The sequence below is a fragment of the Psychrobacter sp. 1Y10 genome, assembly GCF_052259005.1.
In the GTDB taxonomy this organism is placed as follows: Bacteria; Pseudomonadota; Gammaproteobacteria; order Pseudomonadales; family Moraxellaceae; genus Psychrobacter; species Psychrobacter saeujeotis.
In genome coordinates this window covers 559,009-577,097 of sequence record NZ_JBQQES010000001.1, presented here as the reverse complement: position 1 = coordinate 577,097, position 18,089 = coordinate 559,009, and the positions used below count along the sequence as shown (strand labels likewise).

Genomic DNA, 18,089 nt, shown 5'->3' with positions numbered 1-18,089 from the left:
ACTAATTCTTATAGAGGTTTGGTGCTCTTAAAGGCTCGGTACTTGATTTAGTAATTTATTTATAATTTAAACTGACTATATAACTGAGGCTGAGCATAGTTATATGCTCAGCCTCAACAATCATACACATTAAATATAATCCGTTCAAAATGAAAAAAGAACGTTTAACGCATCTCGATATTACCATCCTCTTGTGGCAATACATCAAGATTGATACTCGAGCCTACGCCTGCACCAAGCTTAACTGCGAAGCGATCCATGAATAGTTGGAACGGATCTAGTGGCGTGTAATTTACCACGTTATCTAATTCTAAATCTTTTTCTAAACTTGCAATGCTACCTGATCGGTCTGCCAGTCCCAGTGCGATAGACTGCTCACCGGTCCAAAACAGCCCCGAAAACAAATTGTTGGCCTCAGGGTCTTTAAGACGATCGCCGCGACCCTCTTTGACTGCATTAATAAAGTGCTTATGCGTATTATCAAGTACGTTTTCAACATGCTGTGTCTCAAACGTAGTAAGCGGACGCGACAAGCTTAAAATATCTTTGTACTCGCCTGCGGTGATGGTACGATCGGACACGCCTACTTTGTCCATTAAGCCTTCAATATTATAGCTTGGCATGATGACCCCAATCGAGCCTACTAAGCTTGATGGATTGACATAAATCTCATCTGCAGCAGATGCAATATAATAAGCGCCTGACGCACCAATATCACCAATCACCGCATAAAGCTTTTTGTCTGGATACTGCTGACGTAAGTTCATCATAGTTTGCCAGATCTCATCTGATTGTACCGGAGAGCCACCAGGTGAATTTATATCAAGTGCCACTGCTTTTGAGTTGTTATTTTCAAAAGCACGCGTCAACGCTTTACTAATATCGTAAGCATTTGCAGGATCGGCGTTACTTATCGTACCTTGTAGCTCAACCACCGCTAAATGCGGCTTACTGGTATCAATTCCTTCTAGCCCAGATGGCGCATCGTTACTACAGCTACGGCCTATCGTTAAGAATAATAACAAGATATAACCAAAGGTAAGTAGCTTAAAAAAGATGCTCCAACGCCTTGAACGGCGCTGCTCTTCTACACTGGCTAATAAAGTTTTTTCAATAAGACGCCATTCTTGTCCATTTGGCTGATTAGGCGATGTTTGTTGCAATGGTACCGGCTGATTTTCTAAATTATCAGGACGTTTGTTAGGGTCTGGCGGCCAGTTGGGCATATAACTTCCTAGGTAAAAAGCAATCTAAAACAAGTAAAAATGAGGATAGAAAATAAACACGATAAAAATTTGCATACATGAATGATTAGTATGACTAGGTCATTAAGTATGGTGGTATTTTACTCATGGTTCAATAGTGAAAACGTGAAATATCATTATACTACGATGTTGATAATAGGTATTGGCCGTATCGGTATCGTTTTTATGGTAAAGCATCAAAACGTAGCGCTATCTCTAAAGTTTTGCGATCGTATGTGATTATCTTATCAATCTGTTGTCGGCTTAATGCCTCTGTAGTTACCTGAGATGTACTGTGACCAAGCCACTGCGTAGGATAGTTTATGCTGGTACTATATGCAAACGAATCAGCTGAGCACAGCAAGGGCCACATTTGCCAGAGGTGATGGTGAGTGTCTGCATTTAAGACCACACGTGCTTCAAATGCCCCATTTCGATGGGTAGTTTTCTGACTGGTCTTTGATATCGGTGTAGGTGGAATAAACGTTTGAGAATCTGCCTGTAATGACTGCTGTGGATTGTTAGCATCATATCGAATGACACGAATGGGCTGTTTGCTAGCAATCGCTATAGTACAATCCCAAACGCTACTATCATCGATATCACGCCAGCCTGTCATTGCTTGTAATGCCATATCTTTATTGTCTAGCTGCCATGTTTTGCCTTGCTCACAGCTTTGAGCGGTAATAGTAGTTGCTCGCGCAGATTGTTTTTGCTCTAAGTATAACTGCTGATAAGCGGCCCAGCGCTCATGGCGTCCTGCTTGCCAGTACTGATTAATAGGCATCCTTTGATTTAATTGTAAGACACTCATCGGTAGTAGCTCAGATTTTTTTATATTGCTTTTAATCTTGCTATTGTTTTGTTTAGAAGAAAGAGTGTCGGTCAATATCGGTACACTGGTTTGTATGACAACACCTTCTAACTGGTCAATCGATAACGTTCCCAGCTGTTGTGCTAAGTGAGCAGTTATATCATCTGCAGTCATTGTGCTTGGCATCGTCCTGTTACCATAAGGTCGGTGGTCTGCTAAAAATAGCCAGTAAACAGCGCCTGAAACTGGCGCTCTTTCATTATTATTTTTAACATGACTACTGTTATCTATGTGTTGACGTACTATAGGATACTGCAATACCGTCGCGCTCAAATACTGATCGCCAGTTGGTAGCACGTATAAGGTAGGAGCTGTTACCAAGGACTGCTGATTGGCATAAACCGTCATCACTAACAAGCTTAGAGGTGGTAACGCCAGCCCGCGACTGATAAGCCCGCGTGGTAGCAACCATGGCATCATAACCAGTAGCGCCATCAGCAATATAGCCATATTCACTGACGTATACAGCCATGCGTCTGATAACGCTGGTAATGAAGTCAGCCATGCTATCAGCTTATGCAGGCTTGCAACTATGATACTTACCAATGCCCAAATACTATCTGCTACAGTAGGTAATAAAAGATAGCAGAGCCCTGCTAACAGATTCAAAGGTACGATGACCCAACCGAATAAACCGATAGCAAATAGGTTGATGAACAGCCCCCACAGCGAGGCTTTGCCAAACAATAACAACGTAATAGGCAACAATGCGATAAATAACCAAAACTGCAATTTAAATACGCGTTTACCAGTTAGCCCTATTTGGGTCAGTAAAGTACTACTTATATGGTTGTTATCAGTAATGTCATGACGATGCTGCGCTAAAGCTACGTTATCTCGCTGATATGATGTGTCGTCATATTTTAATAATAATGCCACCGCGACAAACGATAGCCAGTAGCCTGCTTGCCATAATACATAAGGATCAAACCAAGCCATGAGTACTGCTATCGCAAGTAACACACGCATGGTACTAATAGGCAGTAGCGTTAATCGCACCAACCCTATTGCTAGTAGCATCCATGCGGTACGGACAGCTGGTACATCAAATCCTGTAAATAACGCATAGATAAAAGCAACACCAATCATGACCCACCAACGTACCTGCCAGCGCGGTATATTACGATACAGCGCTGGCCACTGGTGGTTTACTAACCAAACTGCGGCACCTGCGAGTATGATGGCCAAAAACAAAACATGCGTGCCAGAAATGGCTAACAGATGCGAGATACCAGCCAACTGGTATAGATCCTTGGTCTCGTGATTGATTAAACTACGATCACCTGTCAGTAAACTTAACGTTACTGCTTTGGCTTGCTGCTCTGCTGTCGTTTGCTGCAGCCAATCTGCATAAAAATGCTGACGCAGCTGCCAACGCCACTGGTCAACATGAGTGCGCAAACTGTTAAGAAATGAGTCAAATGCGGCATTTGAAGCAAGCATTGTCGATGAGCTATCTAACACTCTGATAGGCTCGCCAGTCGCCATAATAGTAGCCATACCATCGATATGACGTCCCCGTAACCAGCGATAGCTGTCGAAACCTGTTGGATTGTTGAGTGTTTGTCCAGAGGTGACTAGAGGTACAAGCTTTAAAGTCATGAGCAACTGATCACCAGGCTGTAGACCATTAAGATCAATTGTTTGTGTGTTACCAGATGTTCGCTTAGGATAAGCACTGAGAAGCACACGATGCTCTAAGTTTTTGTCATCATTTATGTCTTTATTATACAAACCTTTACTACTTAGGCTATTATTAATATAGCTTAACGTTTGCGCTTGTAAATCCTGTGAAGTTAATTTGGACACCAACGGCTCAACTAATTGCAACGTTGCCACTTGTCGATAGCCACTATTTATTTCAGAATCATATACACTATCGCTAATGCCCTTGATGGTCACCCACGCACGTACCTGCATAGGCTCGGTGATTTTTGTCGTCTCTGCTTGCTGATAGGCAGACAATGCTTGCAGGGCACTTCCAAAAACCAGCACACTCGCTATGATCGTCATCAGTAGATAACGGATAAACTTAGAAGATATCGTATGATTTTGTGTTCGACGTTTATGAAGGGAGTAGTTGCTTATTGACGGCAACGCTGCACTGCGCTGGAGAAGAAAAAGGAAAATAATCGCTGTTACGATCAACAAGAGCCAAATAAGAGCGCTTGCTATAGACAAATCAAATGCTAATAACCTATCTTGAGCAAAGTCTACCGTCCCTATTGATAATGTGCCTACCATCGCTATAATGATTGAGATGCCAATCGTCCAATACATCAGCACTCCTTGCATGACGGCTTATTAAATATACACTTAACCACTGACGATGTTCTATCCACAACCTTCTACATAGAAGAATAGATAAAGTCGAAAAGATAGCGATCAATCAACTTTTATCATACATCATTTGTTTGGTTGTTTATTAACTAACATTAGACGACTAAATACCGATGATAGCATTATTAACGGTATTACCCTATACTATTTATCATATCGCGATTGCCTTTATTGATAGCCACTCGTCCTATTTTTTTATCAACACTTTATCTTTACTGACAATGTTTTATCAAAATTGTCGAATATCAAACGCTTATGCTCTACTGAGTGAACTGTAGATAACGATCAAAGGCAAACCTGTGCCCCAAAAACGTCTTAAAAACCTCCTACCCACGCCTGAAAAAATACTAGAGAGCCGCTCTTTAAAGCTGTTTGCGCCGCATTTGGCTGATCCTCGTTTATGGCAGTTTAATCGTCATAGTTTGAACAAAGCGGTTTATATAGGGGTACTTAGTGCATTTTTCCCCTTGCCAGGACAGATGCTGTTGGCTTTGATTGGTGCACTTATTTTTCGTGCTAACGTACCCATGGCGCTTGGCCTAACGTGGATTACCAACCCTCTTACTACCCTACCTATTTTTTATGCAGGTTATTACGTTGGTGCCCATATTATGGGTGAGCCCATGATTAGCTTACGGGTAATCGGAAGGATGATTGCTGATTTTAGCTTGTGGGTACTTGCAAATGGTGCCAATCCCTTTGTTACTTACCGCGGTACAGTATCGTTGACGGCATTTTGTTTAGGACTGGCGTTGTTGGCAGTAATTACTAGTATTATTTGTGGTTTAACCTTTAAAGCAATTTGGCGCTATAAAACAGTGACAAGCTGGCAAAAGCGTCAAAAAGAATCTTCAGATAAACCACCAAAGACGTAGTAGAACTCATCTGTATTGAGTGAGTTATACTTTTAAAAGCACTACCCTTCTTCTTGGTCTTTGTTTATAGCATCAACGACTTGGTCAGTAAAACTGTTATCCATCATTAAAATCTCTATTACTTCTTTATTTTTAAGTAATGTATAACGCTTCCCTGTAGCGCTATCTCGAGCTTTTAAATCATAGTCAGCACCAGCAAGCGTAATGGCGTCAAAAGCGGGGGTCAATAGCTCTATTTGAGCCTGTCGATCGATCGTTTCAAACAGCGTTGGGTCAATATAATCTTTTAGCGGATTATTGCCTTCTTCAGCGCTACCAAAATCAGAAACTGGATCTTTATTATCAGTCATAATATTTATCCTCATAAACTTTGCCAGACTTTAAATTATATAAATATAATTTGCTATCGGTACATGCCCAGCGGCTTAATACTCAGCCCAATGGCCATTTCGTAGCAATAATTGCCGATCAGCCAATGCAGCCAGATTACGATCATGTGTCACCATTAGTAGCGCTGTTTGCATCGTACTTTGTAATTCTGACAGCAAACCAAAGACAGATTGAGCATTGTCATAATCCAAGTTACCAGTCGGTTCATCCGCCAATATAAGCGATGGTTTAGTCACCAAAGCACGGGCAATAGCCACGCGTTGACGCTCACCCCCTGATAACTCTCCTGGTCTATGATCTAAACGATGACCCAAACCCACGTTTTCTAACAGCTCGACTGCTTGCAGACGCGCGTCTGTTGTAGAAACTTTTGGCCGCATTAATAAAGGCATGGCGACGTTCTCTACCGCAGTGAATTCTGCCAATAGATGGTGAAACTGGTAGATAAAGCCTAAATACTGATTGCGCATGGCGCCGCGCTGCGTCTCATTCATATGATTTAAGCACTTACCATGCAACCATACTTCACCATCAGTTGGTGTATCTAAACCGCCTAATAAGTGCAGCAAAGTACTCTTACCTGACCCGCTTGTACCAACGATAGCGATGCGCTCGCCTGCATTGACAGATAAATCCAATCCGGTCAGCACTTGCGTATGCACTGCACCCTCATCGTATACCTTACTAATGTTGCTTGCCTCTAAAATGGCCGCCATACCGCTTCCTTCACTCAAATTTTTGTCAATCAAACGCTGACACTTAAAAGTCTATAATTATATTTTTATACTGCTGCCGTATAACCGTGAATGTTACTACTCATAACGCAATGTTTGGGCAGGTTGAATTTTGGCTGCCCGGCGTGCAGGATAGATAGTGGCCAAAAAGCTCAAAATAAACGATGCGCCAGTGATTAGTACAACATCAACCAAGCGTAGCTGTGATGGTAAGTAGTTAATAAAGTAAGCATCGAACAGATTTAGACCAAAGCTTTGATTAATCCAACCTAAAATATCGCTAATACTTAAGGCAAAAACAACCCCAAGCACAGTACCAGCGACGGTACCAATGACCCCGATGACCACACCTTGCACCATAAATACTTGAGTAATCAGACGCGGAGAGGCACCAAAAGTCTTTAAGATAGCGATGTCTGCTTTTTTGTCAGTGACGAGCATGACTAAGCTTGAGACGATATTAAAGGCGGCGACAAGGATAATTAAGAACAATAATAAGCCTACCATCGCTTTTTCCATCTGAATGGCGCCGAATAGATTGCCATGAGTCTGTGTCCAGTCATTGGGGTACAGTTGTTCTGGCGCAATTGCCGCCGCTTTTTGCGCGGCCATCGGTGCATTAAATAAATCATCAAGCTTCATACGAATACCTTGCGCGCCCTCAGGAAGACGCAGCAATTTAGCAGCATCATTCATCGGAATAAATGCCATCAAGCTATCCACTTCTGGACTAATACTAAAAATACCTGTCAAAGTAAAACGCTTAAAGCGCGGTATGACACCAGCTGGCGATGGTGATGCTTCTGGTAGCACCAACGTGACCTTGTCGCCAATATTCAAACCAAGAGACTGTACCATCTCCTCGCCCAACACAATACTAAAGTCGCCACCTTTTAGAGTATCAATGCTGCCTTCAGTCATATGCTCATTAATGATTGAGACATTTTTTTCGTACTCAGGATCGATACCTGTGACCATAATACCAGCAACTTGACCATTAGAAGTCAGCATACCTTGCAACTGTATGAATGGTGCGACTGCTGCAACTTCTGGATCTTCTTGAATACGTTCAGCAAGCTGTTTCCAATCACCAATGACCTCAGGTGACGTCACAGTCGCTTGTGGAACCATTCCCAAAATACGGGTCTTTAGTTCGCGATCAAAGCCGTTCATCACTGATAGCACGGTAATCAATACCGCTACTCCAAGAGTTAGACCTATCATTGAAATGAGCGATATAAAAGAGATAAAGCGATTACTACGCTCTGCTCGGGTGTACCGTAAACCGATAAATAATGCTAAAGGACGAAACATATTCAAACTCTTTATTTTATCTAGGTGAGCAACTGTCATATAAGCACACTAACGTAAGCCAACAAGCTTTCCGTGCTTAACAAGCAACTGAGCCAGTACTGGTCATGCTTATATGAATATAACGCAGACATATAAACATGGTTTTAGACGTCCCAATCGTGGCTACCAAAAAAGTGGATAGTTTGACACAATTTTTCTAATATGTGCCAGTCATTCGTAAAAACTGCAGGTCTTTTTTCATAAAATACAGCGCTTCGTTATTATTTTTTTATGAGGGGCTTGCTATTAGTTGCGTCTATACCTATATATTGTATGCTAAGGACAATTGTCATTAACCCATCATTGTTGTTTGTTGACCCATTGCTGCTGCGCAAACATAGCACAATATTGAGAATGTATATAATATATTGCTTAGGTATTGGCTTACTGTGTTAGTAACAAATAAAAGCTTTTTGCGCTATTTGGCGTCCAAACTCCATGGCAGACTTAAGTTTGAGTATTTTCATGACTATTAATTATCAATATAAAAACGTACAATCTCCGACCAAAATTACTTTAACAGACGATCAAACGGCAGGGCACGCTGATCATTGGCGTATTTTGACTGATGATATGAGTCGTGATGTGCCAGAGTGGCTACAAAAAATGATTGAACAAGCGACCATGCCCAAGGGCCTTAATGCTAATGCGAGTGCTCAAGACGCTTGTTTGCTACTGTCTGAGGATCAGCCTTGCCATATCAATCAAGTACTTGCCATGAAAGATGGCAAACCTGAATGCTTTATTAACGCCTATCCATGCGTCAATGGTCCCTATGGACTGACTTGTACGATTGAGCGTATGATTGTCAGTGACAGCTCGCATGATGCAGTATTACGCCTGCGTAGTGTTGATGGCAGCATTATTTATGCTTTTGATCAGCTCTATACGGCCAATTGCCACTTATATCAACAAAGCACGCCTTATTTTGTGAATTTTAGCGCTTGGGCTCACGAAATCTCGATCAGCGATCAAGAGGAAGTCATTATGGTCGAGGATCAAGAAGCGATTCGCTATCATCGCGCTTTTAACGATATCGTTGCGGCCAATGATGGACAAGTACCAGAAGACATTCAAGAACAGATTAAAGGTTGGCAACCAGAAACCAAAGAACAGATGGCACCAGTAGAGATTAACTTGGGTCATATGTGTGCTTATCTATTTGGCGATACACTCGGCCAAGAAGACGAAGCATGGTGTCAGGGGCAAGTTATTGGCAAACAAGAAACGACGTTCAATGACAAGCCTATTATTTTGTTCGATGTGGTTATATTGCGTGAGCAGGATGCAGACCCATTTGTTGTGCGTATCGGCGCTCTGAGTACGGCAAGCACAAAGGCCATCAAAGTAAATAATTATGTTCAAGCAAATATCTGGCTACAAGCAGCGATTTATAAAGAAAATCAGGACTCTAAAAACACAAAAGTACAAATACAGACTCAGGCCAGCTGATATCTTTATAATAGTCTAAACAGACACACTGTCTACAACCGACATCTGGCACAAATAAAAAGCCTCTAATTTTAATTAGAGGCTTTTTATTTAAAGGCTTTTACTTACAGACTTTTTATTTCAGGCCAAAGAGTAACATCATTTACCTGACACCGTTTGACCAGTGCTCTAAGCCATAGTAGTCATGGACTTAATCTTTTTAAATAGCTCTTTTTGTTCTGTGCTTGGACGAGCAGTTTGTAATGCCATCAACTGTGACATATCCCCTTCAACACGAATCTTACCCCCCATAAAAGCACCCATAATCTCGTTCATGTCAAAATCTGTGATGATAGATTGTAAAGTATCACGATCAAGTAGCAGCGTAGTAGTAGCATTATCATTTAAACCTTGGTGAAGTAAGCCGTCTGAAAAACTGGCTTCGATATCTTGCTCAGCATCAGAAACTTTTAAATTGATAACCATGTCTGCCAATGCTGGTGGTAAATTCAACTCACCAGCTTCATTCCCTAACTGCGCTACCTGCTCAAACCATGCATCCGTCAAAAAAACTGCCATATTATTATCCTGTTTACGTTAAAAAGTTACGATTAATGTCATTGCTAATATTGCTGCGTGTCATTATGGCGTGATTTTATAATAAGTAAAACCCAAAAATATGAGATTTTTTTGAATTGTAACAAATGCTAGTATGGTTAGGTTTGTTTAAGACCGTCGCTGATCAACATAATTTAGTGCTTCACACTCAGTTTTAGCTTCTATGAAGCTTATAAGAAAAATCCTTATGTTTTGTATTGATATATTAAGGTTTTTTGTTATGATGAGCGCCGATGACTTTGAATAACTACATGTCATATAAAAGTTGTTGCTTTAATAAGCCAAAACAGTTACATAAGATAAAACGTTGATAAACTTCAAAAAATGTTCTTAACATATCTACTTTGTAAGCGTATCATAAGTTAAATCATATGGTTAGCGGCAGATAAGTTAATAGTATTAATAAAGATGTATGATGAAATTTAACACTATTGAACAATAGGGTAACTAGGTTAATTACTCTTTACTGTCAGATTAGAGCTACATCTATTTTTATCATAAATATAACGTTTTACAACCCTTTTACTTAGCCATAAGTAAAGGTTGTTAGCCGTATGGTTTACCAAAGAGTTTGTATTTTGACGCATAGTTCTGATGATATTTTATTAAGATTGCGTTACAATACCTTAAACAGAATCAGGAATTTTAACTAAATATTACGTCAATATGTTTTTGTCAGCCGCCGCTCGCATACCTCTATCATTCACGCTTTGTAAAATAGATGTTTAATGCCTAAAGTCGGTTTGTTTTTGCATTAACTGTAACGATATATTAATTGCCTTAGTCTCGCTGAATAGTAGTCGTAAGCCTTGTTTCTTTTGTGCCATCATTACTAATCAATCCCCTGCGAAAAGTTTAATAAAGTAGTTAATAAACCCTTACGGTAATAGGTGAGTCGGACAATATCATGTGTCACGTTCATTATGTTTTATCATATACGTAACGTGGAGCGTTAGTTAGTTCTATTGATAATTCGGGCTGTAAAGGAATCATCCAATGAGTTTACAAAACACAGCAGTCGCCCCAGTTGACCGTGAATACGAAATTACTATCGTAAGGTTTTTTACGATTATGGCCGTTGCATGGGGCATCGTCGGCATGAGTCTTGGTGTGTTCATTGCTTCACAGTTGGCATGGCCAGCACTTAACTTTGACATTCCATGGCTGACCTTTAGTCGTTTAAGACCGCTACATACCAATGCGGTCATTTTTGCGTTTGGTGGCTCTGCCCTGTTCGCAACCTCTTACTATGTCGTTCAACGTACTTGTAAGACAAGACTATTTGCCCCCTATCTGGCTTGGTTTACCTTTTGGGGTTGGCAAGCGGTGATTGTATCCGCTGTAATCACCCTCCCTTTAGGTTTGACCTCTACTAAAGAGTATGCAGAGCTTGAGTGGCCAATTGATATTTTGATTGCTTTGGTATGGATCTCTTATGCCATTGTCTTTTTTGGCACCCTTATCAAACGTAAAACGTCACATATTTATGTGGCTAACTGGTTTTTTGGTGCTTTTATTATTACGATTGCTCTACTGCACATCGTAAATAGCATGGCCATTCCTGTTAGTGCATTTAAGTCTTACTCGTTATTTGGCGGTGCAACTGATGCGATGGTGCAATGGTGGTACGGACATAACGCGGTAGGTTTTTACTTGACAGCTGCCTTTCTTGGAATGATGTATTATTTCGTTCCGGTACAGATTGGTCGTCCGATTTATTCGTATCGTTTGTCTATCGTTCACTTCTGGGCGTTAATTGCTTCATATATGTGGGCTGGTGGTCACCATTTGCATTATTCAGCGCTTCCAGATTGGACGCAGTCTTTAGCAATGGTATTCTCAATCATCCTATTTGCACCTTCTTGGGGCGGTATGATTAATGGTGTGCTTACGCTATCAGGTAGTTGGGACAAACTGCGTACGGATCCGATTATTCGCTTTATGATTGTGGCACTGTCATTTTATGCAATGTCGACGTTTGAAGGTCCGATGATGTCGATTAAGACAGTCAACGCCTTATCGCATAACACTGACTGGACGGTCGGTCACGTACACTCAGGAGCACTTGGCTGGGTGGGTATGATTACTATCGGTTCATTATATGTATTGTTACCACGTATTTATAACAAACCAAAAATGTACTCAATCAGTTTAATCACTACGCATTTTTGGCTTGCGACTGCAGGGACAATTTTCTATATCGTATCAATGTGGATCTCGGGCATCGGTCAAGGCATGATGTGGCTTGCAACTAACCCTGACGGTACTTTGGTATATAGTTTCGTTGATACGGTTGAGTTTTCACATTTCCCGTATATTGGTCGTGCTTTTGGTGGCTTCTTATATGTATCAGGTATGTTTGTTATGGCATATAACTGCTATAAAACGCTCAAGATGCCAGAAGGTAAGCCTGTAGATGTCGCAGATCCAACGGATCATGAACCTAGTGTCGAAAAACCATCGACAGCTAACGTATAAGGAGCGATCATGGCTGGTACACCGCATGAAATTATTGAAAAAAATACAGGCTTGTTGGTCATCGGTATCGTTATTGCTATTAGCTTTGCAACGCTAGTTGAAATCGTACCACTAATTTATGATAACAAAGGTCCTGAGGATGGTGGGGTCAACGCTCCTCTTCCTGCTATGGAACCATGGACTGCATTAGAATTTGAAGGTCGTGACATCTATATTCGTGAAGGTTGTCATGTTTGTCATACGCAAATGGTTCGCCCGTTACGTGCAGAAGTTGAACGTTATGGACCCTATTCACGTGCTGCTGAGTCTACGTGGGATCATCCCTTCTTATGGGGTTCAAAGCGTACTGGACCTGATTTGGCTCGTGTTGGTGAACGCTACTCTGATGACTGGCAAAAGCAGCATTTAATCAATCCGCGTTCGTTGGTACCTGAATCTGTCATGCCAGGTTTCCCATGGCTTGCAACTAATGAAGTTAATGGTGATAACGTTCAAACTAAGATGCGTCTATTCCGTGATCGTTTTGGCGTACCTTACACTGAAGAAGACATTGAAGGTGCTCCTGATGCGGTACTGGGTGCCACAGAGCTTGATGCTTTAGTCGCCTACTTACAGCAATTGGGTACAGCGATGGAAGGACAGCGCTAATGAGTATTGGTGAACTACAGACCATTGCAACGGTTGCCGCCTTTATCGCTTTTTTGGGCGTTGCATGGTGGGCGTATTCGCCAAAAAACAAAAAACGCTTCGAAGAAGATGCACAACTTGCGCTTGATGATGAGGACAAAGAATCCTCATCTGACCAGCCGCGCAATAAGGATGAATGATGACATTTTTTTGGAGTTCTTGGATCACTATACTGAGCTTTGCGTGTTGGTTAGGTATTCTCGCAGTTTTACTAATGGTACTAAAGTATAAGCCAGAAGTAGAAGAGGACGGCACTACAGGACATGAGTATGATGGTATTCGAGAATACGACAAACCGCTACCCAAATGGTGGCTAGTAATATTTTTTGGTTCTATTGTATGGGCGGTCGCTTATTGGATATTTTTTCCAGCGATGTTCCCAAAACACTGGGACGGTATTGCAACAGTAGAAGTTGATGGCGAGACTGTACCATGGACTTCTCACAATGAGTTAAATAGTGAACTTGAAAGCAACAATAAAGTATTTACCGATAACTTTGAAAAAAGTATTCTGGTAAAAGCTGATGCCACTGATGCCGCTCAGACTTTAAGTGAGCTATCAGAGTTACAGAATACTTTGAAACGTAGTGACAACCCACCAGCGGATTTGCAATCTAAGATTGATGAAAAAATTACTGATCTTGCGCCTGCAATCGAAAAACTGGCACAAAACCCTAACGCACTAAAAGTAGGTAGCCGTTTGTTCCTGCAAAACTGTGCAGTGTGTCATGGGTCAAACGCTAAGGGTGCAACAGGTTATCCTAACTTGACGGATAATGACTGGTTATATGGTGGTGATGCGGCAAACCTACTCACCACGCTACACAAAGGCCGGGTTGGTGGTATGCCAGCATGGCGTGATCAGATTGGTGAAGAAGGCGTTCGCGCAGCTTCTGAGTATGTTCTATCATTATCTGATAACAACGGTCATAAGGACAACGGTGAGCTGGATAAAACTTTAGTCGCCCAAGGCGAGTCTATCTATGATGCGAACTGTGCTTTATGTCACGGTAAAGATGGCAAAGGTATGATTTCAACTGGTGCGCCTAATTTGACTGATAACATTTGGCTGTATGGCGGTGAGCGTGAAACTGTTCGCGATACCCTACGCTATGGCCGTGCAGGCGTCATGCCTGAATGGGAAACCAAATTGGGTAATGAGCGTATTATGCTTGTAGTATCTTATGTTTATTCATTATCAGACAGATCAGCAGCTACCAAGAACGGCGCTAATGTGACAGCTGCGGCTTCTATGCCAAAAGCGACCAATAGTGTTCCAGCAGTCAGCAGCAATTAAGTTCTTAATTATCTAGTCTGATTAGTAATGAGCGTTAACAAAGGAGAGCTGTTATGACGGCTCTCCTTTTTTAAGTTTAAACATTCATAATAAAAATATTTTATATTTGTATAATGATTGTTTTTTGAGCCTATCGCCTCATTTATACTAAGGTAAATGGTAAAATAGTCAGTATTTAAACCCGTTATTTACAATCAATCATTTGGTAGTTGGGCAGTTTTTTTATGCCATGTTTATGCTTTAACTACTTACTGACATTGATAACAATGCTAAGCTTTGCATCACTTTATGTATGTTACCCATGCCAGCGAACTGATTCTTTTTTTTAAAGAGGCAAGTTTATGTCAGCACCACAACCTAATAAAATCCCAGTACAACAAATAGATCTTGATGCGACAAAGCATCGTATACATCCTCGATTCGTCACAGGTTTTTATCAAAATATTCGTGTCATCAGTATGTATGCGTTTTTAGCGTTATTTTTAATTTTACCTTGGTTGCGTTACAACGGTAGGCAAGCAATATGGTTTGATGTGCCCTCACAGCACTATTATATATTCGGCATGACGTTTTTGACGCAAGATTTTTATTTTATTGCCGCGTTTGCTCTTATTGCCGCTTTTACGCTGTTTATGGTCACCGTTTATGCTGGTCGAGTATGGTGTGGTTATGCTTGTCCACAAACCATCTGGACGCATCTGTTCCAATATGTTGAGAAGTTGGTGATTGGCGATCGTAACAAGCGTATTAAGTTTGACAAAACGCCGATGAGTGCGAGCAAAGCATTTAAAAAGTTTTTGATTTATTTTATTTGGTTTGTGTTTTCGATGATTACTGCCACGACTTTTGTCAGTTATGTATCAGGAACAGAAGCGCTGTATAACAGCTGGCAGATGATAGGGTTCATCCCTTTTCCTGATTGGCCAACCTGGGTTTGGGTTTCGATATTTATTTTCGCTTTTTCGACTTATGCTAACGCCGGTTATATGCGTGAGCAGATGTGCATTCAAATCTGCCCCTATGGTCGTTTCCAAAGTGTCATGTTCGATAAAGACACTCTCATCGTATCTTACGACTATGAACGCGGTGAACCTCGCGGCGCACGAAAAAAAGGTACCAATCCAGACCATTTAGGCGACTGTATCGAATGTCAAATGTGTGTGCAGGTATGCCCTACTGGTATCGATATTCGAGACGGCCTACAAGTTGCTTGTATTCAATGTGCAGCGTGTGTCGATGCCTGTAATGAAATCATGGACAAAGTTGGCTATCCACGCGGACTTATAAGGTATACAACTGAGAGACAATTGGCTGAAAATGAGCCTAGCCGTGTCTTACGCCCGCGTTTGTTTGCTTACTTGACACTATTAACTGTGTTATGTGGGGGTCTTATCTATGCATTAACTGATCGCGTGCCATTAGAAATTGACATTCGCCGTGACCGTAACCAGCTGTCTTCTCTAACTAACCAAGGTATGATTGAAAACAGCTATATTGTGAAGCTAACCAACAAAACCCAAGAGCCTCACGCTTACAAAATATCGCTCGCACCGCAAGATGGTCTTAGCTTAGTGCTGCGTTTTAACGACGTGCCATTAGAAGCTGGCGAAAGCTTCGATATGCCTGTGAGCATTTATGGTGACCCTGATATTATTGAGTCTGGTCAAACGCCTGTTACTTTAAACGTGGTAAGTGAGGACGGTCAGTATAAAGTCAGTAAACAAAACATTTTTACGACTCAAGGCCAGTAAATACTTGAAATATAAGGTATAATCTATGATTGAGTGTCTGTATATTAGAGACTCAATCTAGGTAATAGCATATTGATCGGTTCATACATCTAATAGGTATTCTATGTCTACACCAAATTCTTCGCCAAGTTTTAAGCATCAAGATAGCCAACCATGGTATAAAAATTATATGGTGGTTATCTTTGTTATTGGTATGCCCGCTTTTGTGGTTATCGCTTGTCTTTGGTTTGTCTACTACTCTTATCAGATTCGTGACAGTGTGGTACGTGACGATTGGTATATGGACGGCAAAACGCTGTATCACGATGTATCACGCGATAAGCTGACATACGATTTAGACTTGAGTGGCAAAATGCAATTTAACTCAAATGGAGATATTACTTTTTATCTTGATTATCCACAGCAGAGCTTACAAACAGGCAAACTGTTAAATGGTAAACCACTTACCTATCCTGATACGTTAGAGCTTTCGATTTCACATGCAACAGATGTCAAAAAGGATCGAGACGTGGTGCTAGAGCATCAAGAAGGGAATAGATACAGTGCCAAAGTGGATATTGATTCAGTAAAAGCCAAATACTATTTGCAAGTGAGCAATGATGGTAAAGACGACTGGCGTATGCAAGACGTTGCAAAATTGCCTCGTCCAGAAGTCAGTTTTGATCCACTGCAAGTGTTTGCCAAAAGTTAAACCTTTTTGGACATAGTTTTCAAAATAACTCGTTTAAAACCATAAAAAACCAGCTTATTAAAAGCTGGTTTTTTTATGTACTAACCAATTTTACTTAGTTAAATAAGCAGCTAAAGAAGTGGATTAATCGTAGGGATTTTCTGTGTGGCACGGCTACTTTCTTTTCTGTTATCCAAAGCTGCTGACTGTTTATAATTATTATCAAACTTTGCATTAAAAGTCTGAGTCTTTGGCGCGACAGGCAGACCAATCTCAGCAAGACTGTCGGTCTGCCCTGCTTGGATATTATCCCCTTCAAATAGACGCTCATGGTTATCACGCTCTAAGCTTAGCTGTTCAAAATCAAATAATTCACGATCAGCTAATTGCGATGGCGCAACATTTTGCATGGCTTTAAATATCGAGGCCAGACGCTGCGGGTGCGCATCATCCCAATCGCGCAGCATATCGTTGATGATGGCACGCTGCAAGTTGGTTTGGCTGCCGCATAGATTGCATGGAATAATAGGAAATGCTTTTAAGCGGGCATACTCAATGATGTCTTTTTCTTCGACATAAGCCAATGGACGAATAAGCATATTTTGCTTGTCATCGCTCAGCAGCTTTGGCGGCATTGATTTGAGTGCACCACCATGAAACAGATTCAAAAAGAAGGTTGCTAACATATCATCGCGATGATGACCGAGGGCTATTTTGGTTGCACCGATTTGCTTAGCAAAACCATATAAAGAGCCTCGGCGCAGACGTGAACAGGCTGAGCAATAGGTCTTCCCTTCTGGCACGACGCTTTTGACAATACTATAAGTGTCTTTTTCTAAAATATAATGTGCAATACCTTGCTCATTCAAATAAGCAGGCAGGATATCCTCTGGGTAACCAGGCTGCTTTTGATCAAGGTTGACTGCGACAATATCAAAGCTGATCGGGGCAATACGCTTCAATAGCAGTAAAATATCTAACAGCGTATAGCTATCTTTACCGCCCGAAACGCATACCATTACGACATCACCATCCTCGATCATGTTGAAGTCACGAATGGCCCACGAAACCTGCCTGCGTAGCTTTTTTTGTAATTTGCGAAATAATGCAGACTCTGTAAGAGTTTGTTCGTCAGCTAAATCTTTAGAAGCAGATTCTGTAGCGATGTCATCAGCGTCATCAGCGTCATCAGCGTCATCATACTCCACACTATAAGCATCAGTTTCTAAAGTATGGCTATCTAGATGTGCTTTAGTAGACATCTTGTCAGACTCAAGCGTATTTTTTGGCGTGAATAAGGTCGCTACGGTCATAGATTACTCAGTATCTTTACAAAGGTGATTTGGC

Annotated in this window: 15 protein-coding genes; 8 read left to right on the top strand and 7 right to left on the bottom strand. The window is 41.3% G+C overall.

What is annotated here, in order from left to right; all coding sequences use genetic code 11:
• Positions 1-164: 164 nt before the first annotated feature.
• Together sppA and ACTXGH_RS02480 are read right to left on the bottom strand one after the other, a co-directional pair.
• Positions 165-1,226: a signal peptide peptidase SppA gene (gene sppA, locus ACTXGH_RS02485; RefSeq protein ID WP_439260549.1), complete on the bottom strand. Its 1,062-nt coding sequence runs from the start codon at positions 1,224-1,226 to the stop codon at positions 165-167.
• Positions 1,227-1,428: 202 nt separating this feature from the next.
• Complete coding sequence (locus ACTXGH_RS02480) at positions 1,429-4,398, bottom strand: ComEC/Rec2 family competence protein (RefSeq protein ID WP_439295855.1); 2,970 nt, start codon at positions 4,396-4,398, stop codon at positions 1,429-1,431.
• 359 nt (positions 4,399-4,757) lie between these two features.
• Here ACTXGH_RS02480 and ACTXGH_RS02475 point away from each other — a divergent pair, with 359 nt between their 5' ends.
• Positions 4,758-5,333 (top strand): DUF2062 domain-containing protein, encoded by a 576-nt coding sequence (locus ACTXGH_RS02475; RefSeq protein ID WP_299216703.1) that lies wholly within the window; start codon positions 4,758-4,760, stop codon positions 5,331-5,333.
• A gap of 41 nt (positions 5,334-5,374) precedes the next feature.
• On the opposite strand, the gene ACTXGH_RS02470 is transcribed toward ACTXGH_RS02475, so the two are convergent.
• The 3 genes from ACTXGH_RS02470 to ACTXGH_RS02460 form a co-directional block, all read right to left on the bottom strand.
• Positions 5,375-5,683, bottom strand: coding sequence for a hypothetical protein (locus tag ACTXGH_RS02470; protein WP_439295856.1), 309 nt, complete (start codon positions 5,681-5,683; stop codon positions 5,375-5,377).
• A gap of 75 nt (positions 5,684-5,758) precedes the next feature.
• Positions 5,759-6,439: a lipoprotein-releasing ABC transporter ATP-binding protein LolD gene (lolD, locus tag ACTXGH_RS02465; protein WP_299216709.1), complete on the bottom strand. Its 681-nt coding sequence runs from the start codon at positions 6,437-6,439 to the stop codon at positions 5,759-5,761.
• A gap of 96 nt (positions 6,440-6,535) precedes the next feature.
• Positions 6,536-7,771: a lipoprotein-releasing ABC transporter permease subunit gene (locus tag ACTXGH_RS02460; RefSeq protein ID WP_439295857.1), complete on the bottom strand. Its 1,236-nt coding sequence runs from the start codon at positions 7,769-7,771 to the stop codon at positions 6,536-6,538.
• A gap of 504 nt (positions 7,772-8,275) precedes the next feature.
• Here ACTXGH_RS02460 and ACTXGH_RS02455 point away from each other — a divergent pair.
• Complete coding sequence (locus ACTXGH_RS02455) at positions 8,276-9,262, top strand: hypothetical protein (protein WP_439295858.1); 987 nt, start codon at positions 8,276-8,278, stop codon at positions 9,260-9,262.
• A gap of 168 nt (positions 9,263-9,430) precedes the next feature.
• Here ACTXGH_RS02455 and ACTXGH_RS02450 read toward each other — a convergent pair whose 3' ends face one another.
• On the bottom strand, positions 9,431-9,820 hold the full coding sequence (locus ACTXGH_RS02450) for an SCP2 sterol-binding domain-containing protein (RefSeq protein ID WP_299216718.1): 390 nt from the start codon (positions 9,818-9,820) through the stop codon (positions 9,431-9,433).
• Between the two features lie 1,035 nt (positions 9,821-10,855).
• Here ACTXGH_RS02450 and ccoN point away from each other — a divergent pair.
• The 6 genes from ccoN (at position 10,856) to ACTXGH_RS02420 (ending at position 16,763) form a co-directional block, all read left to right on the top strand.
• A complete protein-coding gene (gene ccoN, locus ACTXGH_RS02445; RefSeq protein WP_299216721.1) occupies positions 10,856-12,337 on the top strand; it encodes a cytochrome-c oxidase, cbb3-type subunit I in 1,482 nt (493 codons plus the stop codon).
• A gap of 9 nt (positions 12,338-12,346) precedes the next feature.
• The gene (gene ccoO / locus ACTXGH_RS02440) at positions 12,347-12,985 is read left to right on the top strand and encodes a cytochrome-c oxidase, cbb3-type subunit II (protein WP_299216723.1); all 639 of its coding nucleotides are present in this window, start codon (positions 12,347-12,349) and stop codon (positions 12,983-12,985) included.
• Entirely contained in the window at positions 12,985-13,164 is a 180-nt protein-coding gene (locus ACTXGH_RS02435) for a cbb3-type cytochrome oxidase subunit 3 (protein WP_299216726.1), read from the top strand. The genes ccoO and ACTXGH_RS02435 overlap by 1 nt, the downstream gene beginning before the upstream one ends.
• Positions 13,164-14,321: a cytochrome-c oxidase, cbb3-type subunit III gene (ccoP, locus tag ACTXGH_RS02430; protein WP_439260823.1), complete on the top strand. Its 1,158-nt coding sequence runs from the start codon at positions 13,164-13,166 to the stop codon at positions 14,319-14,321. The genes ACTXGH_RS02435 and ccoP overlap by 1 nt, the downstream gene beginning before the upstream one ends.
• Before the next feature lie 341 nt (positions 14,322-14,662).
• Positions 14,663-16,072 (top strand): cytochrome c oxidase accessory protein CcoG, encoded by a 1,410-nt coding sequence (gene ccoG, locus ACTXGH_RS02425; RefSeq protein WP_439260539.1) that lies wholly within the window; start codon positions 14,663-14,665, stop codon positions 16,070-16,072.
• A gap of 103 nt (positions 16,073-16,175) precedes the next feature.
• Positions 16,176-16,763, top strand: coding sequence for a FixH family protein (locus tag ACTXGH_RS02420; protein WP_439260537.1), 588 nt, complete (start codon positions 16,176-16,178; stop codon positions 16,761-16,763).
• A gap of 110 nt (positions 16,764-16,873) precedes the next feature.
• Here ACTXGH_RS02420 and ttcA read toward each other — a convergent pair whose 3' ends face one another.
• A complete protein-coding gene (gene ttcA / locus ACTXGH_RS02415; RefSeq protein ID WP_439260822.1) occupies positions 16,874-18,004 on the bottom strand; it encodes a tRNA 2-thiocytidine(32) synthetase TtcA in 1,131 nt (376 codons plus the stop codon).
• Positions 18,005-18,089: the final 85 nt, after the last annotated feature.